The organism is Burkholderia reimsis (genome assembly GCF_003294055.1).
Lineage (GTDB): Bacteria > Pseudomonadota > Gammaproteobacteria > Burkholderiales > Burkholderiaceae > Burkholderia > Burkholderia cepacia.
The window spans coordinates 35,167-60,997 of record NZ_QMFZ01000011.1; the positions used below are offsets into that span (position 1 = coordinate 35,167).

The following is a 25,831-nucleotide window of genomic DNA, read 5'->3' on the forward strand; positions in this document are numbered from 1 at the left end:
GAGGGCGGCGCACCAAGATTCGAATAACGAAACGAGAGAAAAATACATGAGCGCACGCACGGCACGTGAGGCCGATTTCATCACGCACGACGGCGAAACGCTGTTCTATCGTCACTGGCCCGCAACGGGCCCGCGCTGCCGCGGCGCCATCGTGCTGCTGCATCGCGGCCACGAACATTCGGCGCGCGTCGCGCATCTCGTCGACGAGCTCGACCTGCCGGATTTCGCGTTCTTCGCGTGGGATGCGCGCGGCCACGGCCGCTCGCCCGGCGCGCGCGGCTACAGCCCGAGCGCGGCCGCGTCGGTACGCGACCTGCAGACCTTCGTCGAACATATCCGCGACACGCACGGCATCGCGATCGAGGACATGGCCGTGGTCGGCCAGAGCGTCGGCGCGGTGCTCGCGGCCACCTGGGTGCACGACTACGCGCCGCCGATCCGCGCGCTCGTCGTCGCGTCGCCGGCGTTTCACATCAAGCTCTACGTGCCGTTCGCGCGGCCGGGCCTGCGGCTGATGCACAAGCTGCGCGGGCTGTTCTACGTGAACAGCTACGTGAAGCCGAAATTCCTCACGCACGATCCAGAGCGGATCGCGAGTTATGCGTCCGATCCGCTGATCACGCGGCCGATCGCGGTCAACATGCTGCTCGACCTGCACGACACCGCGCAGCGGATCGTCGCCGATGCGGCCGCGATCACCGTGCCGACGCAACTGCTGATCTCGGGCGCCGACTGGGTCGTGCATCGCGGCCCGCAGGACCGCTTCTTCGAACGCCTTGGCGCCGCGCGCAAGGAGCGCATCGTGCTGCCGGGCTTCTATCACGACACGCTCGGCGAACGCGATCGCGCGCAGGCGCTCGCGCCGCTGCGCGCATTCGTGCTGCGCGAATTCGATGCGCCGAGCCCGCGCGTGTCGCTCGCCGATGCCGACCGGCGCGGCGCGTTCCACGACGAATACGCGGCGCTCGGCCGCCCGCCCGCGAATGCGTTCGCGCGTGCGTACTGGGCGCTCACGCGAGCCGGCCTGAAGGCCGGCGGCGCGCTGTCGGACGGTATCGCGCTCGGGCTGCGGCTCGGTTTCGATTCGGGCTCGACGCTCGATTACGTGTACCGCAATCGCGCGCAAGGGCGGCTCGGCATCGGTGCGCTGATCGACCGCACGTATCTCGATTCGCCGGGCTGGGTCGGCATCCGCCAGCGCAAGGTGCATCTGCAGGAGCTGATCGGCGCGGCGATCGGCCGCCTGCGCGGCCACGGCACGCCGGTGCGGATCGTCGACATCGCGGCCGGTCACGGGCGCTACGTGCTCGACGCGATCGCGTCGGCCGCCGAGCGCGACGGCGCGGCGCCCGACGACATCACGCTGCGCGACTACAGCCCGCCGAACGTCGAGGCCGGGCGCGTGCTGATCGCGCAGCGCGGCCTCGAGCCGATCGCGCGCTTCGAGCGCGGCGACGCGTTCGACGAGGCGTCGCTTGCGACGCTCGAGCCGCGTCCGACGCTCGCGATCGTGTCGGGCCTCTACGAACTGTTCGGCGAGAACGCGCTGATCGAGCGCTCGCTGCGCGGGCTCGCGCAGGCCGTGCCGCCGGGCGGGTATCTCGTTTATACGGGGCAGCCGTGGCATCCGCAGCTCGAATTCATCGCGCGCGCACTGAACAATCACCGCGGCGAGGCAACCTGGGTGATGCGCCGCCGCTCGCAGGCCGAGATGGACGAACTCGTCGCGCGCGCGGGGTTCCGCAAGCTCGACCAGCGGATCGACGAAATGGGCATTTTCACGGTCAGCCTCGCGCAGCGGGTCGACGCGTCATGAGCGAGTTCGGCGGCGACGCGCGCGGCCTGACGGCGCAGGCGTCGGCGGCCGGCGCACGCGACGCGTCGTTCGCGCTGCGTGTCGGCTGGCTCACGGTGATGGGCGCCGTGTTCTTCTCGACCTACGGCTTCGCGAACTGGCTCGCCGAGCGCCGTGCGGCGGTGCCGACCTTCGCGTTCGGCTGGGAACACGCGATCCCGTTCGTGCCGTGGACGATCGTGCCGTACTGGTCGATCGACCTGCTGTATGCGCTGTCGTTCTTCTTCTGGACGCGCCGCGCCGACCTGCTCGATCACGTGAAACGGCTGTTGACCGTGCAACTGGTTTCGGTTGCATGCTTCATCGCGTGGCCGCTGCGCTTCGGGTTCGAGCGGCCCGACGCGGGCGGCGTGGCCGGTGCGCTGTTCACGCTGCTGATGGGGTTCGACAAGCCGTTCAACCAGGCACCGTCGCTGCACATCGGGCTGCTCGTCGTGCTGTGGGCCGTCTATGCGAAACACGTGCGCGGCGCGCTCGCGCGCGTCGTGCTTCACCTCTGGTTCGCGGCGATCGGCGTGTCGGTGCTGACGACCTACCAGCATCACGCGATCGACGTGCCGACCGGTGCGGCCGTCGGCTGTCTCGCGCTGTTCCTGTTTCCGCTGCGCGATGCCGCGGGCCGGCTGCCGGGCGCCGATGCGTCGCCGGGCGCGGCCGGCCGCGCGCTTGCGCGTCGTTATGCGCTCGGCGCGGCGGCGGTCGCGCTCGTGGCGCTCTGGTGCGTGCCGCGTGCGCCCGGCTGGGCGCTGGCGGCCGGGTGGGTCGCGCTGGCGCTCGCGTGTGTCGCGTGGATCTACCGGCGCGGCGCACCCGGCGCGTTCCAGAAGGATGCGCACGGGCGTTTCCCGGTCGTCATCCGCTGGTTGCTCGCGCCGACGATCGCCGGCGCATTCGTCAATTCGCGGCTGTGGACGTTCCGGCAGCCGGCGCCGGTGCGGATCGACGAACGCGTGTCGCTCGGCCGCACGCCGACCACGTCCGACGTGCGCCGCCACGGTTTCACGGCACTGGTCGACCTGACGGCCGAAATGCCGCGCTGGGCGGCGGCCGATGCATCACTCGCCTATGCGAGCGTGCCGCAGCTCGACCTCGTCGCGCCGACGGCCGCGCAACTCGCGCAGGCCGTCGCGGCGCTCGAACGCCTGCACGGGGAAGGGCGCGACGTGCTGGTCTGCTGCGCGCTCGGCTACGGGCGCAGCGTGCTGTGCGCGGCCGCGTGGCTGGCGGCGCGACGCGGGTTCGGCGATGCGCGCGACGCGCTGGCCGCGGTGCGCGTGGTGCGGCCGCATGCGGTGTGGTCGGACGACGGCGTGGCCGTGCTGCAGCACTGGATCGATGGCCATCGCGGCGCGGGAGGTGTGTGATGCGCGACCCGTCCGCGCCATTCAGGATTGCCGCCGCGCGCGGTGCGCTCGATGCGGGCGCGTGGGCGATCGCGGCCGCGCTGGCCGCGGCCGGCGCGGGCTGGTGGATCGCGTCGGGCTGGGCGCCGGCGACGGTCGCGCGCGTGCTGCTGGCCGTCGTCAGTACCGGGTCGGGGATCGCGGCGCTGTGGGTTGCGGTGCGGATCGAGATCGACCGACGGCTGTTTGCCGCGCTTGCGCGTGCGGCGGCCGGCGACGCGTCGGTCGACGACGCCCTCGCCGCGCTCGACCGCGCGCTCGCCGATCTCGGCTGGATCGACGCATCGAAGGCCGGCCGCGCGCTCGACGCACGCGTGCGCGGCGCGGTCGGGCTGTGCCGGGCCGGCGTGCTCGTCGCGATCGTGCAGTGGCTCGTGGTCGGGCTTGCGATCGCTGTTGCGCAGGTGGGCTAGTCAGCGGCCGTGCGAACCCGCCGTGCGTGGTCGACGCTGTCGTTCCGGCTACGGGTTCATCGAGGAAGCCGCCTCGGGATGTGCGTTACGCGTGAGCCGTCCGCTGCGACCGCGTGCGCTTCACCTCATACATCGCCTGGTCCGCATGCTCGATCAGCGCGGTCATGTCGGTGCCGTCGTCGGGCAGCAGCGCGATCCCGACGCTGACGCCGAGCCGCAGCGGGCGCCCCTCGAATTCGAACGGTTCGCTGACCTGCCGCGCGAGCCGCGTGCTTTGCGCATGCGCGTCGTCGCGGTTGCCGATGTTCGGCAGGATCACCGCGAATTCGTCGCCGCCGATACGCGCGACCGTGTCCGAGCGCCGCACTGCGCCCTGCATCCGCGTGGCGATCTCGCGCAGCGCCGCGTCGCCCGCGCGGTGGCCGAACCCGTCGTTGATCGGCTTCAGCCCGTCCATGTCGATGTTGAGGATGCCGAGCCGGCCGTTCGCGCGCAGCGTCGTGTGCATCGACTGCCGCAGGCGGTCGTAGAACAGCGCGCGGTTCGGCAGCCCCGTGAGCGCGTCGTGCGTCGCGCGCATGTAGAGTTCGTTCGCCTCGTTGCGTGCCGCGTGGAACATCGCGGCGGCGATCAGGTCGGCCGTCAGCCGCAGCGTGCCGGCATCGGCTGGCGAAAAGCCGTCGACTTCCGGCGACATCACCTTCAGCACGCCGACCGTCGTGTCGGCATGGGTGAGCGGCATCACGAGCATCGAACGCAGGCCGACACGCCGGCATGCGTCGCGATCGACGCGCGGGTCGGTTTCCGAATCGATGCAGTGGAGCAACTCGCCTTGCTGCACGCACAGGCCGGACAGGCTGCCCGAGCGCCGCAGCCGCAGGCCGAGCATCCCGGCCGCGGTGCCCGACGCGGCGCGGTACACCATGTCGTCACCCTCGGCGAATTCGACCGCGGCGGCGCTCGCACCGGTGAGCTGCGGCACCTGCTCGGCCACATACGCCATCACGCTGCCGAGGTCGAGGCCGAGCTTCGCGATCTCGGTCTGGGCGGCAATGATGCGCAGCAGGGTGTCGGGGGACGGAGTGACGGTGTCGGCGATTTGATTCAAGTCAGTTTTCCGTGAAAGAAAGCACGTCCGGCGGCACGGGATTGCGGTAGCATACGCGCCGCTTCGCGGCGGCGCGTTCCGGGGCGGTCTGCAACGGACCGCCGCCGGCCGGCCGAACCGCGCCGGCAGTATGCCGTTCGGCCCGTCGGGCGACAACGGCGCAATTCTTACCATTCATCCCTCTCGCGCAGCATTTTCGACTGGATTGAGGTTTTTTTCGCTTCATCGTCGCGAATCGGGGTAAGTTTTGTCCTATTTTTGAGATAGTGTGACGAATGAGCGTGTGCCGGTGCCAGGCGCGCGCGCAGCATGATGACAGGCGATTAAAGAAATCGCCGCATCGTTTCGATAAATGATTCAGGCCAGTTGGATAGATATGAGGGGAAGCAGTGGGATTGTTCACTCACGGGCATAGCTGCTTTGCGCGCATCGGTTCCGATGCAACGAATGACCTGACGATCCTGATGAAACGGAGCGGCGCATGAAGCCGGCCGTGTCGCTGTTCGTCCTGTCGGCCGCCATGGTCGGCGCATTTCATGCAGCCGCGCTGTCGGCCGCGCCGATGCCGGCGGTGCCGGCAGCCGCCGCCGCGGCCTCGGGCGCGATGCCGGCGCCGGTGCTCGCGGCCGCGCCCGCGCCCGCGGCGGCCAGTGCGCCGTCCGCCGGCTTGCCGGCGACGACGGTGCACCTGCCGTTCGCGTCGCTCGGTGCGTTCGATCCGCTGCGCCTGCGCGGCGCCGACGACGCGCGCACGATCAACGCGGGCGTGCGGCTCGACCGCGTGGTCACCGGCGCGCGGCTGCGCCTGACCTACGCCTATTCGCCGTCGCTGGTGTTCCCGATGTCGCACCTGAAGGTGTCGGTGAACGGCGAGGTGATCGCGACCGTTCCGTTCGACGCCGCGCAGGCGGGCCGGACGGTCACGCAGGAAATCCCGATCGATCCGCGCTATTTCTCGGATTTCAACCAGATCGGCCTGCGCCTGATCGCTCACTACACGCTCGACCATTGCGAGGATCCGTCGAACTCGGCGCTATGGGCCGACGTGAGCCCGAAGAGCGAGCTGATCCTCGACGAGTCGCCGGTGCGCCTGCCGAACGATCTCGCGCTGCTGCCCGCGCCGTTCTTCGACCGGCGCGACAACGGCCGTGTGCGCTTGCCGTTCGTGCTGCCGGCGTCGCCGGATTCGGCGACGCTGCGCAGCGCGGGCGTGCTCGCGTCGTGGTTCGGCGCGCTGGCCGACTACCGGCATGCGCGGTTCCCGGTGTCGTCGGGGCTGCCGACGGATGACCAGGCGGTGGTGATCGGCACGGCCGCGACGCTGCCGGGCGGCCTCGCGCTGCCGGCGATCAACGGGCCGCTGCTCGCGGTGGCCGACAACCCGGCTGCGCCGGGGCGCAAGCTGCTCGTCGTCACGGGCCGCACGGCGGCCGAGGTCGACGATGCGGTCGCGACGCTCGTGCTGGGCCGCGCGGCGCTGTCGGGGCCGGCGGCGACGGTCGCGCACGTCGATCCCGGCGCGCCGCGCAAGCCGTACGACGCGCCGCGCTGGTTGCCCGTGAACCGGCCGATCGCGTTCCGCGAGCTCGTATCCGATACGCGCCAGCTGGAAGTGCGCGGCACGACGCCCGACGCCATCCGCCTGAACCTGCGCGTGCCGGCCGATCTGCATTCGTGGAACGGCGCGGGCGTGCCGATCACGCTGCGCTACCGCTACACGGCGCCGACCGTGCAGGACAACTCGACGCTCGCCGTCGAGATCAACGAGCAGCTCGTGAAGTCGTACCGGCTCGGGCCGGCTCATGCCGAGGACGCGCACGGCCGCATGCAGCTGCCGCTGCTGTCGGTGCCCGAAGGGCGCGTGACGAGCGACGTCGACATCCCGGCGTTCCGGGTCGGCAGCGGCAACCAGCTGCAGTTCCGCTTCACGCTCGACTCGCAGAAGACGGGCCTGTGCTCGAGCACGGCGACCGAGCCGCAGCGCGCGGCGATCGATCCCGATTCGACGATCGACTTCTCGCACTTCGTCCATTACGCGCAATTGCCGAACCTCGCGTTCTTCGCGAACAGCGGCTTCCCGTTCACGCGCTTCGCCGACCTGTCGCAGACGGCCGTCGTGATGCCCGACCGGCCGTCGCCGCAGGAGCTCGAGGCCTACCTGACGATGCTCGGCCACATGGGCGAATGGACCGGGTTTCCGGCCCTGCGCGTGCAGGTCGCGCGTCCCGGCGACGTCGCCGCGCTGTCGGGCAGCAAGGACCTGCTCGTGATCGACGGCTCGCCCGCGTCGCCGCTGCTCGCGCACTGGCGCTCGGCGCTGCCGCTCGTGATCGGCGAGCAGGGCGGCGCGGGCGGCGAAGGCACCGCGCGCATCGCGTTCTCGGTGAAGGAGCGCTGGCGCAACGGCGTCGGCCTGGCCGAAGGCGGCGCGCACATCGAGCAGACCGGCTCGCTCGCGGCGCTTGCCGGGTTCGAGCTGCCGGGCAGCCGGGGGCGCAGCGTGGTCGCGCTGACGGCGACCGACCAGCCGCGCCTCGGCGACCTGCTCGACGTGTTCGAGAACGCCGGGCTCGTGTCGCAGCTGCAGGGCGACCTCGCGCTGGTGCGGCCGGGGCAGGTCGACAGCCTGCGCGTCGGCGAGCCTTACGTGGTCGGCTTCGTGCCGTGGTATGCGCGCGTGTGGACGGAAGCGGCGCGGCATCCGGTCGTGCTCGGCGCGGTCGGCGTGGTCGCGGGGCTGTTGCTCGCGCTCGGCGTGTTTAGCGTGCTGCAGAGAATCGCCGCGCGTCGACGGGGGATGTAACGGATGGCGCGGGTTATGGCGAAGCGACGGGCAACGCGGCCGGCGCGGCGCGTCGGCGCGGTACTCGCGCTGGCGGTGGCGATGACGTGCACGGCAGCCGGCATGGCCGCGCGCGCGCACGCCGCGGGCACGGCTGACGCGGCCGACGCGGGATGCGGCGCCGCGTGGCCGCGCTGGGACGCGTTCAAGCGCGATTTCATCTCGGCCGACGGCCGCGTGATCGACGTCGGCTCGGCCGATTCACGCACGGTGTCGGAGGGGCAGGCGTATGGACTCTTCTTCGCGCTGGTCGCGAACGACCGGCGCATGTTCGACACGATCCTCGCATGGACCGAGAACAATCTCGCGCAGGGCGACCTGAGCGCGCACCTGCCGGCGTGGCTGTGGGGCCGTGCGCCCGACGGCGCGTGGCGCGTGCTCGACGCGAACGCGGCGTCGGACGCCGACCTGTGGATCGCGTATGCACTCGTCGAGGCCGGACGGCTGTGGCACGAGCGCAGCTACACGGCGCGCGGCGCGCTGCTCGCGAAGCGCGTGCTCGACGACGAGACCGCGACCGTGCCGGGCCTCGGCCTCACGCTGCTGCCGGGGCCGACGGGGTTCAAGCTGGCCGACGGCCAGTGGCGCGTGAACCCGAGCTATTCGCCGCCGCAGGTGATCCGCGCGCTCGGCGCGCGCCTGCCCGACGACCGGCGCTGGGCCGCGCTCGCCGCCAGTACCGGCCGCGTGCTGCTCGACACGGCACCGAAGGGCTTTTCGCCCGACTGGGCGCTGTATCGCGCGGGCACGGGTTTCGGGCCCGATCGCGACACGCATGCGGAGAGCGCGTACAACGCGATCCGCGTGTATCTGTGGGCCGGCATGCTCGACCGCGCCGATCCGCTCGCCGCGCCGTTGCTCGCACGCTTTGCGCCGTTCGCCGACTACATCGCCGCGCATGGCGCGCCGCCGGAGAAGGTCGACACGACGACGGGCGTCGCGGGGCCGAACGACGGCAACGGCGGGTTTTCGGCGGCCGCCGTGCCGTTTCTCGACGCGCGCGGCCAGCGTGCGCTCGCCGATGCGCAGGCGGCGCGTGTCGATACGCTCGCGCGCCAGTCGGCGCCCGGTTACTACACGAGCGTGCTGACGCTGTTCGGGCTCGGCTGGCGCGACGGGCGCTACCGGTTCGGCGCGGACGGCACGCTCGACGCCCGCTGGGGAGGCCGCTCGTGCGCCGCCCGCTGAAGCGCGCCGCGCCGCACGTCGCGGGATTCGCGTGGCTCGCGTCGTCGGTGTGCGCGGCGGCACCGGGCACCGCGCCGGGCACGACGATGGCATCCTCCGCGACGCCGGCGGCCGCCGCGTCCGCCGATGCGCAGCGCCAGCTCGACACCGCGCGGATGTGGGGCGTCAAGCATCGCGACGACCTTGCGCGCGACGCGCTGCGCAAGGGGCTGCTGATCGCGCCGGGCGATCCCGGGCTGCTGGCCGAACAGGTTCGCGTGCTGCTGCGGCTCGGCGATGCGAAAGGCGCGCAGGCCTCGCTCGCGCGCCTGCAGGCACAGTCGCCGAATGCGCCTGCCACGCGGCGGGTCGCCGACGAATATCGCGTCGCGACGAGCGGGCGCGGCGAGATGGCGCAGATTCGCCTGCTCGCGCGCAGCGGCCGTGCCGACGAGGCGGCACGGCGGATCGTCGCGCTGTTTCCGAACGGTGCGCCGGACGGTGCGCTCGGCGCCGAGTACTACCAGATCGTGTCGAATGCGCCGGGCGGGCGCGAGCCGGCGATCGCCGCGCTGCGCCGCGCGGTCGCGGCCGATCCGCAGGACACGAGCGCGGCGATGGCGCTCGTGCGGCTCCTGAACCAGCGTGCCGACACGCGGCCGGAGGCGAACCGGCTCGCGTGGGCGCTCGCGAAGCGCGCCGACGCCGACCATACGGAGGCGATGGCGCAGTGGCGGCGTGTGCTGCAGTCGGCCGGCAGCGATCCCGCGTATCTCGATGCGCTGCATGCGTACCTCGTGCTCGTGCCGGACGACACCGAATTCGTCGATCGCGCGGCGGCACTGGATCGCCAGCGCGACGCGCAGCGCCGGCTCGAGCGCGATCCCGACTACATCGCGCAGCAGCGCGGCCTGCAGGCGCTCGCGCGCGGCGACCTGGCCGGCGCCGATCCGCTGCTGACGCGCGCCGCGCGCGCACGCGCGGACGACGCCGACGCGGTCGGCGGCCTCGGCCTGCTGCGCCTGCGCGAAGGGCGGCACGACGAGGCGCGCGCGCTGTTCACGCGCGCCGCGACGCTCGCGACCGACCAGCGCGGCAAATGGCAGGGCCTCGCGCGCACCGCGCAGTTCTGGGGGCTGCTCGCGCAAGGCCGCGCGGCGGCCGCCGCGGGACGTCCGCAGGACGCGGAGCGCGCGGCGCGTGCGGCACTCGCGATGCAGCCGGACAGTCCGGACGCGAAGCTGCAGCTTGCCGATGCGTTGCTCGCGCAGCGCGACTGGGCGCGCGCGGAGCCGTTGCTGCGCGAGCTGCTGGCCGCGCGTTCGCCGAGCCTCGCGGCCGTGCGCGACACGGCCACGCTGTATCAGAACACCAGCCGCGCGGACCGGATCGGCCCGCTGCTCGACGCGCTGCAAGGCCGCGTGACGGGCCGCGACGACCGGCACGCGCTCGACGGCCTGCGTGCCGACCTGCTCGCGGACCAGGCGCGCGCGCTGGCGGACAAGGGCGAACGCGGGCCCGCCGCGCAGCGCTACGAGGCGGCCGTGCGCGCGGCGCCCGACGCGCCGTGGACGCGCTTCGCGCTCGCGCGCCTTTATCGCGACATGGGGCTGCCGCAGCTCGGCCGCACGGTGATGGACGACGGGCTCGCGCAAGGCGCGACGCCCGAGATGCGCTACGCGACCGCGCTGTATCGCAACTCCGTCGACGACGCGGCGGGCGCGCAGGCCGCGCTCGCGCCGGTCGACGACGCGCATCGTACGGACGGAATGCGCGCGCTCGCGCGCAAGCTCGATGCGCAACGCGCGCTGGCCGACGCACGCGATGCGCTCGCGCGCGGCGACCGCACGGCGTTCGCCGCGTCGCTCGCGCAGGCCCAGGCGAGCGCGCCGGACGATCCCGACATGCTCGCCGCGATCGGCGCGCAGTGGATCGACGCGGGCGAACCGGATCGCGGCCTCGCACCGCTGCACGACTGGATCGCCGCGCACCCGCGTGAAGCCGATACGGACGTGCGGCTGCGCTATGGCGACCTGCTCGGCAGCGCGGGGCGCGACGACGCGCTTGCCGCGTGGCTCGACGCGCTGCGCCGGGAACCGTCGCTGACGCCCGCGCAGACGGCGCGGATCGAGGACCAGTCGCTGCGGCTCGTGTTGCGGCAGACCGACGAGGCGATCGCACGGCAGGACTACGCACAGGCGCGCAAGCTGCTCGATCGTGCGAGCCCGGCCGGCCGCGCGGACAAGCGTCATGCGCTCGAACGGGCCGATCTCGAGCGCGCGCAAGGCCGTTACGACGCGGCGCGCGATGCGCTCGCGCCGGTCGTCGCGCGCACGCCGGACGATGCCGATACGCAGCTCGCGCTGGCACGCATCGACGAGGACAGCGGCAACCGTGCCGCCGCGCTGGCGCGCGTGCAGGCGGTACTCGCGCGCACGCCGGACGACGACGTCGACACGCAACTGTCGGCCGTGCGCCGCCTGAACGCGCTGCGCCGCGCGGACGAAGCCGCGCAGGTGACCGACCGGCTGCATGCCGCGTATCCGGCGCGCGCCGACGTGACGGTCGCGGCCGGGCGCGTGGCCGAGGCGCAGGGCCGCTATGACGACGCGGCGTCGCTGTACCGGTTGTCGCAATCGCAGGAGCGCGCGACGGGCGTGAGCCCGGGCCGTGACGGCCTGACGCCCGCGCAGGCCGCGTTCGCGGATCTCGAGCAGCGGCGCAATCCCGAGATCGAGACCGGCTGGACGCCTGCCTACAAGTCGGGCGACGAAGGCATCTCTTCGTATCGCGCGCAGCAGGTGCCGATCTACATGCAGATGCCGGTCCGCTACGACGGCCACGTGTTCGCGCAGATCGACACCGTGCATCTCGACCCGGGCACGCTCGATACGAGCGACGCGAATGCGTATTCGCTCAAGACCTTCGGCACGTTCGCGGCGCTCAAGGCGCAGAACGCGCTGACGCCCGCATCGATCGCGAATCCGCCGGGTTCGCGGCACCAGTCGACGACGGGCGTCGCGCTCGGCGCCGGTTATCTGTCGGACGCATGGCGCGTCGACCTCGGCACGTCGCCGCTCGGTTTTCCCGTGCATTACCTCGTCGGCGGCGTGCGTTACCGGTTCGACGCGGGCCCGGCCAGCTTCTCGGTGAACGCGTCGCGGCGGCCGGAAACGAGCAGCGTGCTGTCGTACGCGGGGATGCGCGACCCGTGGACGGGCGCGGTCTGGGGCGGCGTGCGCCGCGACGGCGTGAACCTGCGCGCGTCGGTCGACGTCGGCCGCACGAACCTGTTCGCGGAACTCGGCGCGGGCGTGCTGTCCGGCCGAAACGTCGAGCGCAACGCGGAAGTCACGCTGCGCACCGGCTTCACGGTGCCCGTGTACGAGCGCGCGACGATGAAGGTCAGCACGGGGCTCGTCGGCAACGCGTGGCATTACGCGCAGAACCTGCGCTACTACACCTACGGGCAGGGCGGTTACTACAGCCCGCAGCGCTACCTGTCGCTCGGCGTGCCGATCGAATGGGCGGGCCGGCACGACGCGCTGTCGTGGGACCTGACCGTCACGGGCGGGATCTCGAACAGCTACGAGAAGGATTCGCTGTATTACCCGACGTTCTCGGACCAGCGGGCCGCGCAGGTGGCGGCCGGGTTCGTGTACGCGGGCAGCTCGACGCGCGGCGTGTCGTTCTCGTACGGCATCAACGGGATCGTCGAGTATCGCGTGAACCCGCACCTGAGCGTCGGCGCGCAGCTGCACGTCGACCGGTCGCACGACTACGCGCCGAGTTCGGCGCTCGTGTACCTGCGCTATGCGTTCGATGCCCGTGCGCAACGCAGCTGGCTCGTCACGCCGACACCCGTGCGGCTTTATTCGGATTACTAGGGGAACGCGCCGTGAATACGGAAATCGATGCCACCCGTCCCGCGCTCGGCGCCGCCGGCCTGCTGGGCCGCCTGCGTGCGCTGCTGGGCGCGGGGCCGGCCGGCGGCCGCGCCGGCACGGTGAGCCGGCTCGCGATCGACGGCTTGCCCGACGCGTGGACACAGCTGGAAGCCGGCGGCCTGTACGCGATCTACGCGGCCGGCGGCACGCCGGCCTGCGATGCGCTCGTGTGGGAGAGCGCGCGGCAGGCGCGCACGCGCGACGTGACGGTCGTGCTCGCGCGCGACGCGGCGCACGTTGCCGAACAGATGCGGGCGCGCGGTTTCGCGGACGGCGCGCATCCGGCCGGCTGGCCGCGCAACCTGAACGTGCTGGCGATGCCGCCCGCGGCCGAGCCGGCCGGCGGTGACGGCACGGGCGCAGGCGCGGGCGCGACGGCCGACGCACCGCGTCGCGCGGCACCGGGCCCGTTCGCGCGGCTGACCGGAGGCCTGCGCGCGATGAAGCGTTACGGCTTTCGCGCACGCTCGCTGTATTTCGTCGAGGGCGCGCAGCGCTGGTTCAGCTGGGACGACCCGATCGCGCTCGCCGACGAGGCGCACGCGCTCGCCGACTGGTGCCGCACGCGCCGGATCGCGCTCGTGCTGCTGCTCGATCCCGAAGCGACCCGCGCGGACGACGCGGCACGCACCGACGATGCACCGCTCGTGCGCGATGCGGATCGCACGCCGCGCAGCGGTTTCCACGGTATCTGCTCGGGCGTCGCGCAGTTGCAGCGCACCCACGGCGAGCTGCTGTGGATCGTCGACTTCTGGCGCGCGGGCGATACGCTCGCGGCCGGCGAGGTACGGCCGCTGCGTTTCGCGCCGGGCGGCCGGCTGTCGGCGAGCATCGACGGCGGCGCGACCGAGCCGGCGAACCGGATGAAGCTCGCGAGCGACGAGGATCGCGTCGTCGTCAGCCGCGCGGTGCTCGACGGCACGAACCGCGCGCCGCAGGGCTGGGAAATCGTCGAGGACAACGCGGCCGTCGTTGCCGCCTGTGCGCATGCGCAGGCCGCGACCGCGGTGCTCGTGTTCCGTTCGCATGCGCAGCTCGAAGCGCTGTGCGCGGACGTGCACACGCTGCGCCGGCAGTGCGGCGGTGCGCTGAAGATCGCGGTCGTCGAGCGCGGCGAAGTGCTGCGCCAGCAGTTCGAGATGCTCGTGCTGAGCGTCGGCGCGAGCCGCGTCATCGCACGCGACCTGCCGGTATCGCGACTGCAGGGGGCCGTGCATGCACTGCGCGGCCAGCTTTATGCGCGGCCCGTCGCGGCCGACTATCGTGCGGCGCTCGCGGCCGCGCTCGGCGATTCGGTGCTCGGTTATCTGGCGGTCGGCGCGTTCTGCCTGCGGATTCGCGCGGTGCTCGATCGCGGCGCCGTGCTCGCGCTGCCGCACACGCTCGCGAAGATCGCGCTGCTGCCCGGCGTGTCGCACGTCGACGCGCTGCGGCATTGCCGCCCGCGCCGCGCGGGCGACGTCGTGACGGCCGATGCCGCGCACCTGTACGTGTTCCTGTTCGCGTGCGAACCGGCGGACGCGGAGGACGCGCTCGCGCGCATCTTCGACGTGCCGGTCGACACGCTGTCCGACCGCGTCGTGTGTCTCGGGCAGGGCAGCATCGATACCGAACTCAACGCGCTGAAGGCCGAGAACCGGCGTGCGCCGATCGCCGATTACAGCGACTTGTTCGGGGCCGCGCAGCCGGCGGGCGCCAGTCGCGCCCCGCTCGCGCGCACCGGGCCCGGCGACGCGTTGCCCGACGCGGGCGAAGTGAGCGGTGCGATCGACGCGATCGATACGATCGTCGCGCTCGAGGCGATCGGTGCGATGCCGGCGGCTGCGGCGGCCGCGGCTGCCGACGCTTCGGCGCCGGAACCCGTCATACTCGCCGCGCGCAAGCGCAGCGCCATCCGCAGCGCGATGCCGCTGCGCAAGGAGGGGGTCGCATGATCGCCGAACTCGTCATCGGATTCATCGTCGGCATCGCGATCGCGGTGCCCGTGTGGATCGTCGCGCAGCATCTCGGCATCGGCCACGGTTTTCATGCACCGCGCGGGATCGACCGGCGTGACGCGGTGCCGTGCGAACTCGTGCCGGTCGCGCTGCGCGGGCGGCTGCTGCCCGATGCCGGGCGCGAGCGTGGCGAGCGTGACGAACGTCACGGTGAGGTGGCCCGATGAAGACGATCGCCATTACGTCGACGACCGGGGGCGCGGGCCGCACGACGCTCACGGCCGCGCTCGCGGTGCTGCTGGCGCGCCGCGGCCGGCCGGTCGTCGCCGTCGAATTCGATGCGCAGAACCTGATGGGCGCGACGCTCGGCCTCGACACGCTGGCCGAACACGGCCTCGCGCAGAGCGTGCTCGGCGGCGCCGAGCCGTGGCATGCGCACACGTGGCGCAACGCCGATGGCGTGCTGTTCGTGCCTTACGGGCAGGTCGACGCGGCCGGCGCGGCCGCATGCGATGCGCGGCTCGCGGCGGATCCTGCGTGGCTGTCGCGCGCGCTCGACGAGATCGCGTTGCCGGCCGACGGCGTCGTGCTGATCGATACCGCGCGCTATCCGTCGACGCAGGCCGAGCAGGCGATTCGCCGCGCGGACCTGACGCTCGTCGTCGTGCCGCCCGAGCCGGCCGCCTGTGCGACGACGGCCGCGCGGCTCGGTGCGCTCGGGGCGGGCGGCGAACTGCACATCGTCGTGAACCGGCTGAATCCGGCGCGCGACATGCAGCGCGACGCGCTCGCGATGCTGCGTGCGGTCGCGGGGCCGGCGTCGATGCTCGAGCAGCGCATCCACGTCGATGCGGCCGTGCCCGAAGCGCTCGCGCGCGGCAGCTGGATCTTCGACGATGCGCCGTATTCGCAGGCGTCGCACGACCTGAACGGCGTCGCGAACTGGGTCGATACCTGGCTGGCGGCACGCGCGGCCGTTCGCCGCGGAGCGGCGCGATGAACGCGCGCATCGCGCCGCGCCTGCGCGCATTCGGACGCCGCACGGCCGACTGGTTCGCGAGCGGCATCGGCTTGCCCGCGCAACGCACGCTGGTCGACTGGCTCGTGCGGCTGTTCTTCCACGCCCCGCCGCCCGGCCGGCCCGATCACGTGCGCCGCTGGGTGCGTGTCGCGTCGCTGCGGCTCGCGCAGGAGTGGGGCGTGCTGCAGCCGCTCAGCCCGCGCGAATGGCTGTGGCGCGCGATCGTGCGGGCGCCGCGCGCGGCCGACGGCCGCCCCGCGCGCGATCCGCTCGCCTGGTTCGACAAGTACGTCGTGCCCGTCTACGTGGCCGGGCGCGCGGTCGGCCGGCGCATCAACGCGTTGCTCGAGCGTCTGCCATGGGTGCGCTGGGGCGGCTGGCTCGACGCGCGCGCGAACGGCGTCGGCCGGCGCCGCTGGCTCGCGCCGCTGCTGCTGGTGGCCGGCGCACTGCTGTGGGCCGCGGCCGGCATGTCGCCGCTGATGCCCGGCGCGCAGTTCGCGTTCTTCGCGATCGTCGCGGTGCTGGCGCTCACACTGCGCCGCCTGCCGGGCCATCTGCCGACGCTCGCGCTCGCGTCGCTCGCGCTGCTCGCGACGGTGCGCTACGTGTGGTGGCGCACCACGCAGACGCTCGATTTCCGCGGCCCCGTCGAGGCCGTCGCGGGTTACCTGCTGTACGGCGCGGAAGCCTATACGTGGATGATCCTGCTGCTCGGCTTCGTGCAGACGGCCTGGCCGCTCGACCGGCCGATCGTGCCGCTGCCCGACGATCCCGACACCTGGCCGACCGTCGACATCTACATCCCGACCTACAACGAGCCGCTGTCGGTCGTGAAGCCGACGGTATTCGCCGCGCAGAGCATCGACTGGCCGAGCGCGAAGCTGCGCGTGTACCTGCTCGACGACGGCCGGCGCCCCGAGTTCGCGGCGTTCGCGGCCGAGGCCGGCATCGACTACCTGACGCGCGACGACAACCGCCACGCGAAGGCCGGCAACATCAACCGCGCGCTGCCGAAGACGCACGGCGAATACATCGCGATCTTCGACTGCGATCACGTGCCGACGCGCTCGTTCCTGCAGACGACGATGGGCGTGTTCCTGCGCGACCCGAAGTGCGCGCTGGTGCAGACGCCGCACCATTTCTTCTCGCCCGATCCGTTCGAGCGCAACCTCGGCACGTTCCGCGAGATCCCGAACGAGGGCAACCTGTTCTACGGCCTGGTGCAGTCGGGCAACGACCTGTGGAACGCGACGTTCTTCTGCGGCTCGTGCGCGGTGCTCAAGCGCAGCGCGCTGGAAGAGGTGGGCGGCGTCGCGGTCGAGACCGTGACCGAGGATGCGCACACGGCGCTCAAGCTGCACCGGCGCGGCTATACGTCGGCGTACCTGCCGACCGTGCAGGCGGCCGGCCTCGCGACCGAAAGCCTCGCGGGTCACGTGAAGCAGCGCACGCGCTGGGCGCGCGGGATGGCGCAGATCTTCCGCATCGACAACCCGTTCCTCGGGCGCGGGCTCGGCCTGATCCAGCGGATCTGCTACGGCAACGCGATGCTGCATTTCTTCTACGGGATTCCGCGGCTCGTGTTCCTGACGATCCCGCTCGCGTACCTGTTCTTCCACCTGTACTTCATCAACGCGTCGTCGCTCGCGCTCGCGAGTTACGTGATCCCGTACCTGGTGCTCGCGAACGTCGCGAACTCGCGGATGCAGGGGCGCTACCGCCATTCGTTCTGGGCCGAGGTCTACGAGTCGGTGCTCGCGTGGTACATCGCGCTTCCGACCACCGTCGCGTTCTTCAGCCCGAAGCACGGCAAGTTCAACGTGACCGACAAGGGCGGCAAGATCGACGAAGGTTACGTCGACTGGTCGACGTCGAAGCCGTATCTCGTGCTGTTCGGGCTGAACGTGCTTGCGATTCTCGCGGGCATCTGGCGGCTCGTGGCCGACCAGGGCGACGAGGCGTCGACGATCCTGATCACGCTCGGCTGGACCGTGTACAACCTCGCGATGCTCGGCGCCGCGCTGGCCGTCGCGCGCGAGACCAGGCAGGTGCGCGTCACGCACCGGATCGCGATGCGCGTGCCGGCCACGCTGCTGCTCGCCGACGGCTCGACGGCCGCATGCTTCACGAGCGACTACTCGACCGGCGGCCTGGGCCTCGAAGCGGTGCCGGGGCTCCCGGTCGCCGTCGGCGACACGCTGACGGTGTGCGTGACGCGCGGCGACCGGCCGTTCCCGTTCCCGGTGCGCGTGAGCCGCGTGACGCCGACCCATATCGGCGTGAGCTTCGAGGAACTGACGCTCGAACAGGAGCGCCAGCTCGTGCAATGCACGTTCGGGCGCGCGGACGCGTGGCTCGACTGGCACGAAGGCCAGCGCGTCGACACGCCGCTCCGCGGGCTGAAGGAAGTGCTGCGCATCGGCCTGGACGGCTATGTACGGATGTGGAAGGGTGCGGCGCGCGGCCTGCAGGCCATGCTGGCGCCGAAACTCGATCGGGCGCGCGACTGACGCGGCGCTCATCATGGAGTGGGTTAGATGACGTTCTGGAATCTGTATTTCATCCTGAAGTTCGCGCTGTTCGCGACCGGGCACCTGCAGCCGTTCTGGCTCGCGAACCTCGCGTTCGCGGTGGCGCTCGCGATGAGCGCGCCGATCCGGCGGCGTGCGTGGCGCATCGTCCGGCAGGTCGTCGCGATCGCGATCGCCGTGCCGCTGCTCGCGCGCGAGCTGCATGCGCCGCCGCTTGCCCGTCTCGCCGAGGCCGCGCAGGAAGTCAGCACGTTCCGCCTCGACTACTGGATGGAGCTGCTGCCGCGCCTGCTGCCGCCCGTGCTGGTGCTGACGGTGGCCGGCGTGCTGATCGTCTACTTCATCGTCAACCGCTGGCTGCGCGTCGCGACCTTCGTGCTGGCCGTGCTGGTCGTGATGCCGCTGTGGCAGGCCGGCAGCGGGCTGATGGCGCGCGTCGTCGCACCGCTTCCGCAGCAGGCGAACGCGGCGGGCACGACGCTCGCCGGCCAGCCCGAGGATCACAACGCCGCGCTCGCGACGTTCCGCACGCAGGAGTCGCAGCGACAGGTCGCGTTCGGCCACCTCGGCAGCGATCCGGCCGCACAGTTCGACGTGATCGTGCTGCACATCTGCTCGCTGTCGTGGGACGACCTCGATGCCGCGAAGGCGCGCAACCATCCGATGCTGAGCCATTTCGACTACCTGTTCTCGAACTTCAGCACGGCCGCGAGCTACAGCGGCCCGGCGGCGATCCGCGTGCTGCGCGCGAGCTGCGGGCAGGAAGCGCATGCCGACCTGTACAAGCCCGCACCGCAGCAGTGCCACCTGTTCTCGCAACTGGCGAGCGCCGGTTACTCGGTGCAGTCGCTGCTGAACCACGACGGCCACTTCGACAATTTCCTGCAGGTGATCCACGACAACATCGGCGTGGCCGACGCGCCGATGATCTCGAACGCGGCCGCGCCCGTTGCGATGCACGCGTTCGACGGCTCGGCGATCAAGGACGACTACACGACGCTCGCGAACTGGTATGCGCAGCGCGCGTCGGTGCAAGGCCCGGTCGCGCTGTACTACAACACGATCAGCCTGCATGACGGCAACCGGATCGTCGGCAGCTCGCTGACGAGCATCGACTCGTATCCGCAGCGCGTGACGAAGATGATGGACGACTTCGACCGCCTCGCCGACCTGATCGCGCAATCGGGCCGCCGTGCGGTGATCGTGTTCGTGCCCGAGCACGGCGCCGCGCTGCGCGGCGACAAGTACCAGGTCGCGGGCCTGCGCGAGATCCCGACGCCGCGCATCGTGCACGGGCCGGTGGGCGTGCGGCTCGTCGGCTTTGCCGGCAATCACGGCGCGACGACCGTGATCGACCAGCCGACCAGCTTCCTCGCGCTCGCGCAACTGCTGTCGAACCTCGTGTCGAACAGCCCGTTCAAGCCGGGCACGACGCTCGCGCAATACGCGGCCGACCTGCCGCGCACGCGGATGGTCGGCGAGAACGAGGGCACGGTGACGATGCAGACGGCCGAGGGTTACTCGGTGAAGACTCCGGATGGCGTATGGATCGACGAACAGTAATGCTGCACGGTGATGGCGACGACGATCGCCTGTCGCAACCGAACGACGTGCTCGGCCTCGCACGGCATCTGCCCGCGCTCGATCCCGGGCGTTATGTCGACGAGCAGGCGCGCCGTGCGTTCATCGAGTCGCTCGACCGCTGGCCGACACTGGCGAAGCTGATGGGATTGAAACCGTCGGCGTAACACGGACGGGACGACGGCCGGCATGCGTGCCGGCCGTCGGTTGCCTGTGGGCGATCCTGCCTGTCGTGCCTATTGCGTCTATTACGCCTTGCGTTCCGGCTGGCGCGTCCATTCGTTTTCTTCGCCCGGCACCTTGCCGAAGGTCTGATCGGCCCACGCGGCGCGGGCCGCGTCGATCTTCGCGCGCGCGCTCGACACGAAATTCCATTCGATGAAACGCTCGCCCGGCAGGTGCGCACCGCCGAGCAGCATCACGCGTGCGCCGCTTGCGCTGGCGAGCGCCACGGTCGCGCCGGGTTCGAGCACGGCCATCGTCGCGGGGGCGAGCGGCGTGCCGTCGATGGCGAGGTCGCCGTCGACCAGATATACGCCGCGTTCCTCATGTTCGGCATCGAGCGCGAGCGTGCCGCCTGCCGCGAATTCCGCATACGCATAAAGCGTCGGCGAGAACACGGCGACCGGCGACGCGAGCCCGAACGCGGTACCCGCGATCACGCGCACGGTCGTGCCGTCACGCGTGAACGACGGCAGCGTGTCGGCCGGATGATGGACGAACGCGGGCGCGGTGTCTTCATGCTCGACCGGCAGCGCGACCCAGGTCTGGATCCCGTGCACCGGCTGCTCGCGCGGCCGGTCTTCGTCGGGCGAGCGCTCCGAATGCACGATGCCGCGGCCGGCCGTCATCCAGTTCACGTCGCCCGGCACGATCTTCTGCCGGAAGCCGAGGCTGTCGTGATGCATCAGCGAGCCGTCGAACAGGTAGGTGACGGTCGCCAGGCCGATGTGCGGATGCGGCAGCACGTCGATGCCGCGGCCGGCCGGCAGCACGGCCGGCCCCATCTCGTCGAAGAAGATGAACGGGCCGACGAGGCGTGCGGCGCGCGCGGGCAGCACGCGGCGCACGACGAGGTTGCCGATGTCGCTTTCGCGCGGCGTGAGCAGGGTCTTGATCGAGGCGGACATGGTGGGGATTCTCGTGGTCGATGCAGGGCGCGTCAGGCGATCGCCGTGTCGATGGTGATCGGATGCGAGAGGATCTTGTGCACCGGGCAGGCGTTCGCGATCTGCAGCAGGCGTTCGCGCTGTTCGCCGGACAGGTCGCCGTCGAGCGTGATGCGGCGCACGATCGTGCTGCCCGCGCCGCCCGATTCGTGCGCGAGCTTCACGTGCACTTCGGCGAGCGGCCAGCCCTTGCGTTGCGCATACATCTTCAGCGTGATCGCGGTGCATGCGCCGAGGCTCGACAGCAGCAGCGCGACGGGCGTCGGCGCGGTGTCGCCGCCGCCGAGCGGCGTGGGCTCGTCGGCGCGCCACTGGTGGACGCCGTCGGTGAAGTGGACGAGGTAATCGACGGCGCCGATGCTTGCTTCGACGGACAGTTCGCTCATTGCAGTTCCATAAGGAGAAAGGGGGGAGGCGGCGGCTTGGCCGGGCTTCAGGGTTCGAGCAGGCGCTGCAGGCGCAGTTCCTCGAAATCGAGTTCCGATTCGATCCGGTGCAGCACCGTGTCGTCGACCTTGCCGTCGCGATGCAGGTCGAGCAGCGCGCGGCGCGACACGCCGACGAGGTCGAGTTCGACGCGCAGCATGCGCGCCCGCACGTTGGCCGGTTCGGTGCCATGACGAAACGCGCGTTCGTTGAAGGTCACGCGGTTCCGGTATTCGGCGAGCAGGCGGTCGAGCGAAGGGCGTTCGAGGCTCGACCCGCGCTGTTCGAGCGCGTCGAGTTCGGCGAGCGCCGCGCCGAACGTATGCGCGCGCACCGCGTGCTCGGACATCGTGTGCCGCGCGGCCGGGCGCAGCTTCAGTACGCGGATCAGCGGCGCGAGCGTGCCGCCCTGCACGACGAGCGTCGCGATGATCAGCAGGAACGTGCTGAACAGGATCAGGTCGCGGCCGGGGAAGGTGGCCGGCAGTGCGATCGCGGCCGCGAGGCTCACGACACCGCGCATGCCCGACCAGCCGAGCACGACGGCTTCGCGCCACGACCACGGCGCGTGGCCCGCGCGCGGCGCGCGCAGGCGGCCCGGCAGCCACATCGCGACGAACACCCATACGACGCGCGCGCCGATCGCGGCGGCGGTGGCGGGCAGCGCGACGCGCAGGCCGGCCATCAGCACCGCGCCTTCGTGGTTCACGCGTGCGAGGATCGCGTGCAGCGCGAGGCCGATCAGGATGAACACGAGCGCGTCGAGCACGAACACGATCGCTTCCCAGGTCGCCTTCGCCTTGATCCGCATGTCGGCGTCGAACACGCGATGCTGGCGCACGCCGAGCACGAGGCCGCAGGTCACCACCGACAGCACGCCCGAGCCGTCGACGGCTTCCGCGATCCCGTAGCTGCCCCACGCCATCGCGAAGGTCACGACGATGCCGAGCATCGGGTCGCGCAGGCGCGGCAGCATCCAGCACATCGCATGGCCGCACGCGAGGCCGACCGCGATGCCGATCAGCGTCAGCGAGAAGAACAGGCCGGTGGCGCTGGCGGCCGTGATCGATACCGCCAGCGCGGCCGACACGGCCATCTGGTACAGCAGGAGGCCCGACGCATCGTTGACGAGGCTCTCGCCTTCGAGCACCGCGACGAGCCGCGCGGGCAGCGGGTGGCGCTGCAGGATCACCTTCGCGGCGACCGCGTCGGGCGGCGACACGATCGCGCCGAGCGTGAAGCAGGCGGCCCACGGCAGCGCCGGGTTCACGGCATGCACGGCGAGCGCGACCGCGACGGTGGTGAACACCACCGCGCCGAGCGCGAGCGACGCGATCGATGCGAGCTCCTGCCGGAATTCCTTCCACGCGGTGTAGAACCCGCTCGACATCAGCAGCGGCGGCAGCACGGCCGCGAGCAGCAGCGCCGGGTCCATGTCGGGTACACGCTTGCCGGCGACCGCGACCACGCAGCCGCCGAGCAGCAGCACGACGGCCGGCGGAATCGAGATGCGTTCGGCGAGCCATGTGAGCGCGCCCGCGCCGCAGATCAACAGCAGCAGGTAATGAAACAGTTCGACGTTGGTCATGAGCCTGGCGTCACGACGGCTTGCGGTCGTTGGCGCCGCCGCCCGGCAGCGTACCGAACATGTGCTGGCCGCATTGTGCGTCGCGCCATGCGGTATTGAGCCGGTAGCCGGACAGCATCCGGCGCGCGAGCGGGAGGATCTGCTCGCCGGCCAGCATGCCGAGCAGGCCGAGGAGCGCGATGATCGGCGGCGCCGGCGAATTCACGCCGAGCGCGCCGTAGATGACACCGGCGAGGATGCCGGCGAACAGCGACAGAAAATACGGTTTCATGATGAAAACCTCTCGTGACAGGCTGGTCGGGCGCGAACGCGGCGCCTTCAATGTGCTGGAAGCGTATCGGTTTTACGTGCGGAAAAAAAGGGCGGACAGCCTTCGGAGCCCCCCTCTTTCGGAATTCGATCGATTCCATTTCTTGGATGTTCGGGCCGCGACTTTTCCGATTAAATGGCTGCAACCGGAACACGCCGCTCCGGGGCGACGCACAGCCGGCTCCTCCGCCATCCCGGTCGAGGCAAGCCTTGAACGTTTCCAGACCAAAGGATGATTCGCGCCATGAGCAACGCCAAGCTTGAAGTCCTCACTCCCCACAATAGCCAGATCATCTTCATCGACCAGCAGCCGCAGATGGCGTTCGGTGTGCAGTCGATCGATCGCCAGACGCTGAAGAACAACGTCGTCGGGCTCGCCAAGGCCGCGAAGGCATTCAACATTCCCACCACGATCACGACGGTCGAAAGCGACAGCTTCTCCGGTTACACCTACCCTGAACTGCTCGACGTGTTTCCGAACCAGAAGACGCTCGAGCGCACGTCGATGAACTCGTGGGACGACCAGAAGGTGCGTGACGCGCTGGCCGCGAACGGCCGCAAGAAGGTGGTCGTGTCCGGCCTGTGGACGGAGGTCTGCAACACGACGTTCGCGCTCTGCGCGATGCTCGAAGGCGGCTACGAGATCTACATGGTCGCCGATGCGTCAGGCGGCACGTCGAAGGACGCGCACGACTACGCGATGCAGCGGATGATCCAGGCCGGCGTCGTGCCGGTCACCTGGCAGCAGGTCGCGCTCGAATGGCAGCGCGACTGGGCGCGCCGCGACACCTACGACGCGGTGATGGCGATCGCGAAGGAACACTCGGGCGCGTACGGGATGGGCGTCGACTACGCATACACGATGGTCCACAAGGCCGCCCAGCGCACCGCGACGCCGCACGAGTCGATTCCGGCCGTGCCGGCGAAGTAACCGGCCGCGTGCTGCCGCGCGGTCAGACGGGCGGCAGCGCCCACGGCGCGTGCGACAGGTGTTCGACGAGAAAGTCGAGCAACGCCGTCACGCGCGCGGCGCGCAGCATGCCGGGCGGCGTGACGAGGTTGACGTTGATATCGGGAATTTTCCAGTCATGCATCACTTCCTCGAGCGCGCCGCTTTGCAACTCGTCCCACACCAGGAACGACGGCTGCAGCGCAAGGCCCTGGCCGGCGATCAGCGCGGGGCGGAGCACGTCGGCGTTGTTCGCGCGAATGCGGCCGCGCACCGGCACGCCGAATTCCTCGCCCGACGTCTTGTGGCGGAAGCGCCAGAATTCGGGCGTCGGGCTGTTCGTGTAGGTCAGGCATACGTGCTGGTCGAGTTCGCCCGGATGAGTCGGCCGGCCGTGCCGGTCGAGATACGCGGGCGACGCGACGAGCGGCCGGCGCACCGCGCACAGGCGGCGCGCACGCAGCGACGAATCGTTCAGTTCGGCAATCCGGATCGCGACGTCGAAGCCGCCGGACACGATGTCGACGAAGTGGTCGGTCAGCACGAGGTCGACGTCGACGCGCGGATAGCGTTCGAGAAACGCGGGCAACAGCGGCGCGAGATTGCACAGGCCGTAGGACATCGGCGCGTTCACGCGCAAGAGGCCGTGCGGTTCGAGCGCATGCGCGGAGGCTTCGCCTTCGATCAGTTCGGCATCGGCGAGCAGCCGGATCGCGCGATCGCGCAGCAGCTCGCCGGTCGGCGTGAGCGACAGCTTGCGCGACGTGCGGTACAACAGCATCGCGCCGAGGCGTTTTTCGAGGCGGGCGATCGCTTTCGACACGGTCGGTTGCGATACGCCGAGCAGGTCGGCGGCCTTGGCGAACGAACCGGTCTCGGCGACGCGCGCGAAGATGGCCCAGGCTTCGAGATCGGGAAGGTGTTGCATGGCTGGAAGGCGTGGCAGGCAAGCGAAGCGGGTGGGGCGGCAGCGGATCGCGCCGCGAGCGCATGGCGCCCGTGCGGGCGGAAATGCGGGGTCATTCTAATCCAGTCGTGAGGAGCGTATGGAATCGTATGTCGTTTCATTGGGTGCCGGCATGCTGGTCGGCGTCATGTACAGCGTGGTCAAGGTGCGTTCGCCCGCACCGCCGCTGATTGCCCTGGTCGGGCTGGCCGGCATGCTGGCCGGCGTCGCGGCCGTCGCACCGGTCCGTCACTGGCTCGGTTTCTGACTGGATCGAAGGCACATTGATGAACGCACCCGCCACTCGACCGGATCTGATCCTTCACAACGGAAGGTTCACGACCCTCGACCGCGCGAACCCGTCGCTCGCGCTTGCAATGGGCATGCTCGAGCGGCAGGTGGCGATCGCGCGTGCGCCGCAATGGGTGCGCGTGGCCGGCGGTTTCACCGAGCCCCCGTTCGCCGGGAAGCGCCTGCCGACGATCGACGTGGCGCGGCGACGGCGGCCCCGGCATGCCGACGCTCGTCGCGATGGCGGTGGCGCACGACTTCCGGAACCGGACGGGCGCTGCGCATTTCGTGGCGCTCGACAGCGTCTTCTAGCATCTCGGGCTGATCGCGGCATGCGTGCTCGCG

21 protein-coding genes and 1 pseudogene are annotated in these 25,831 nt (G+C 71.0%); 16 read left to right on the forward strand and 6 right to left on the reverse strand.

The window, feature by feature from the left end:
- The first annotated feature begins 46 nt into the window (after positions 1 to 46).
- The 3 genes from DPV79_RS15020 to DPV79_RS15030 are packed head-to-tail and all read left to right on the forward strand — an operon-like array spanning position 47 to position 3,671.
- Complete coding sequence (locus DPV79_RS15020; RefSeq protein WP_021163075.1) at positions 47 to 1,816, forward strand: bifunctional alpha/beta hydrolase/class I SAM-dependent methyltransferase; 1,770 nt, start codon at positions 47 to 49, stop codon at positions 1,814 to 1,816.
- On the forward strand, positions 1,813 to 3,219 hold the full coding sequence (locus DPV79_RS15025; RefSeq protein WP_113045774.1) for a phosphatase PAP2/dual specificity phosphatase family protein: 1,407 nt from the start codon (positions 1,813 to 1,815) through the stop codon (positions 3,217 to 3,219). The genes DPV79_RS15020 and DPV79_RS15025 overlap by 4 nt, the downstream gene beginning before the upstream one ends.
- A complete protein-coding gene (locus tag DPV79_RS15030) occupies positions 3,219 to 3,671 on the forward strand; it encodes a hypothetical protein (RefSeq protein WP_048025904.1) in 453 nt (150 codons plus the stop codon). Before DPV79_RS15025 ends, DPV79_RS15030 begins: the two co-directional genes overlap by 1 nt.
- Positions 3,672 to 3,756: 85 nt before the next feature.
- Here the strand turns inward: DPV79_RS15030 and DPV79_RS15035 are convergent, their stop codons facing one another.
- Positions 3,757 to 4,779, reverse strand: a complete 1,023-nt coding sequence (locus DPV79_RS15035; RefSeq protein ID WP_021164184.1) for a sensor domain-containing diguanylate cyclase — start codon at positions 4,777 to 4,779, stop codon at positions 3,757 to 3,759.
- A 481-nt stretch (positions 4,780 to 5,260) separates the two neighbouring features.
- Here DPV79_RS15035 and bcsB point away from each other — a divergent pair, with 481 nt between their 5' ends.
- The 9 genes from bcsB to DPV79_RS15080 are packed head-to-tail and all read left to right on the forward strand — an operon-like array spanning position 5,261 to position 19,975.
- A complete protein-coding gene (bcsB, locus tag DPV79_RS15040; RefSeq protein WP_113045775.1) occupies positions 5,261 to 7,582 on the forward strand; it encodes a cellulose biosynthesis cyclic di-GMP-binding regulatory protein BcsB in 2,322 nt (773 codons plus the stop codon).
- A gap of 3 nt (positions 7,583 to 7,585) precedes the next feature.
- Positions 7,586 to 8,809 carry a cellulose synthase complex periplasmic endoglucanase BcsZ gene (gene bcsZ / locus DPV79_RS15045; protein ID WP_113045776.1) on the forward strand — a complete coding sequence of 408 codons (1,224 nt, stop codon included), beginning with the start codon at positions 7,586 to 7,588 and terminating at the stop codon, positions 8,807 to 8,809.
- Positions 8,794 to 12,675, forward strand: coding sequence for a cellulose synthase subunit BcsC-related outer membrane protein (locus DPV79_RS15050; RefSeq protein ID WP_113045777.1), 3,882 nt, complete (start codon positions 8,794 to 8,796; stop codon positions 12,673 to 12,675). Before bcsZ ends, DPV79_RS15050 begins: the two co-directional genes overlap by 16 nt.
- An 11-nt stretch (positions 12,676 to 12,686) precedes the next feature.
- On the forward strand, positions 12,687 to 14,669 hold the full coding sequence (gene bcsE, locus DPV79_RS15055; RefSeq protein WP_113045778.1) for a cellulose biosynthesis protein BcsE: 1,983 nt from the start codon (positions 12,687 to 12,689) through the stop codon (positions 14,667 to 14,669).
- Entirely contained in the window at positions 14,666 to 14,899 is a 234-nt protein-coding gene (locus DPV79_RS15060; RefSeq protein ID WP_113045779.1) for a hypothetical protein, read from the forward strand. The genes bcsE and DPV79_RS15060 overlap by 4 nt, the downstream gene beginning before the upstream one ends.
- Positions 14,896 to 15,672, forward strand: a complete 777-nt coding sequence (gene bcsQ / locus DPV79_RS15065) for a cellulose biosynthesis protein BcsQ (protein ID WP_021164403.1) — start codon at positions 14,896 to 14,898, stop codon at positions 15,670 to 15,672. Before DPV79_RS15060 ends, bcsQ begins: the two co-directional genes overlap by 4 nt.
- Positions 15,669 to 18,206, forward strand: a complete 2,538-nt coding sequence (gene bcsA / locus DPV79_RS15070) for a UDP-forming cellulose synthase catalytic subunit (protein WP_113045780.1) — start codon at positions 15,669 to 15,671, stop codon at positions 18,204 to 18,206. The genes bcsQ and bcsA overlap by 4 nt, the downstream gene beginning before the upstream one ends.
- A gap of 27 nt (positions 18,207 to 18,233) precedes the next feature.
- Positions 18,234 to 19,790 carry a cellulose biosynthesis protein BcsG gene (gene bcsG / locus DPV79_RS15075; protein ID WP_021160834.1) on the forward strand — a complete coding sequence of 519 codons (1,557 nt, stop codon included), beginning with the start codon at positions 18,234 to 18,236 and terminating at the stop codon, positions 19,788 to 19,790.
- Positions 19,772 to 19,975 (forward strand): hypothetical protein, encoded by a 204-nt coding sequence (locus DPV79_RS15080; protein WP_042975818.1) that lies wholly within the window; start codon positions 19,772 to 19,774, stop codon positions 19,973 to 19,975. Before bcsG ends, DPV79_RS15080 begins: the two co-directional genes overlap by 19 nt.
- Positions 19,976 to 20,056: 81 nt before the next feature.
- On the opposite strand, the gene DPV79_RS15085 is transcribed toward DPV79_RS15080, so the two are convergent.
- From DPV79_RS15085 to DPV79_RS15100, 4 genes are read right to left on the reverse strand one after another with little or no spacing between them, the layout of a single operon-like run.
- On the reverse strand, positions 20,057 to 20,938 hold the full coding sequence (locus DPV79_RS15085) for a pirin family protein (protein ID WP_021160832.1): 882 nt from the start codon (positions 20,936 to 20,938) through the stop codon (positions 20,057 to 20,059).
- A gap of 32 nt (positions 20,939 to 20,970) precedes the next feature.
- The gene (locus tag DPV79_RS15090) at positions 20,971 to 21,363 is read right to left on the reverse strand and encodes an OsmC family protein (RefSeq protein ID WP_048025920.1); all 393 of its coding nucleotides are present in this window, start codon (positions 21,361 to 21,363) and stop codon (positions 20,971 to 20,973) included.
- Between the two features lie 47 nt (positions 21,364 to 21,410).
- On the reverse strand, positions 21,411 to 22,991 hold the full coding sequence (locus DPV79_RS15095) for a cation:proton antiporter (protein ID WP_113045781.1): 1,581 nt from the start codon (positions 22,989 to 22,991) through the stop codon (positions 21,411 to 21,413).
- 10 nt (positions 22,992 to 23,001) lie between these two features.
- On the reverse strand, positions 23,002 to 23,262 hold the full coding sequence (locus tag DPV79_RS15100; RefSeq protein WP_069253404.1) for a DUF1427 family protein: 261 nt from the start codon (positions 23,260 to 23,262) through the stop codon (positions 23,002 to 23,004).
- Between DPV79_RS15100 and DPV79_RS42070 the strand changes: the two genes are divergently transcribed.
- Positions 23,261 to 23,536 carry a hypothetical protein gene (locus DPV79_RS42070; RefSeq protein ID WP_133295647.1) on the forward strand — a complete coding sequence of 92 codons (276 nt, stop codon included), beginning with the start codon at positions 23,261 to 23,263 and terminating at the stop codon, positions 23,534 to 23,536. The two genes, DPV79_RS15100 and DPV79_RS42070, sit on opposite strands and share 2 nt — an antisense overlap.
- A gap of 8 nt (positions 23,537 to 23,544) precedes the next feature.
- Positions 23,545 to 24,231, forward strand: a complete 687-nt coding sequence (locus DPV79_RS15105; protein WP_021160828.1) for a hydrolase — start codon at positions 23,545 to 23,547, stop codon at positions 24,229 to 24,231.
- A 22-nt stretch (positions 24,232 to 24,253) separates the two neighbouring features.
- On the opposite strand, the gene DPV79_RS15110 is transcribed toward DPV79_RS15105, so the two are convergent.
- Positions 24,254 to 25,177 (reverse strand): LysR family transcriptional regulator, encoded by a 924-nt coding sequence (locus DPV79_RS15110; protein WP_113045782.1) that lies wholly within the window; start codon positions 25,175 to 25,177, stop codon positions 24,254 to 24,256.
- Positions 25,178 to 25,295: 118 nt separating this feature from the next.
- Here DPV79_RS15110 and DPV79_RS15115 point away from each other — a divergent pair, with 118 nt between their 5' ends.
- Positions 25,296 to 25,463, forward strand: coding sequence for a DUF1427 family protein (locus DPV79_RS15115; protein ID WP_021160826.1), 168 nt, complete (start codon positions 25,296 to 25,298; stop codon positions 25,461 to 25,463).
- Positions 25,464 to 25,482: 19 nt separating this feature from the next.
- A pseudogene (locus DPV79_RS15120) lies at positions 25,483 to 25,683 on the forward strand (hypothetical protein); the annotation flags it as partial.
- Positions 25,684 to 25,831 lie beyond the last annotated feature (148 nt).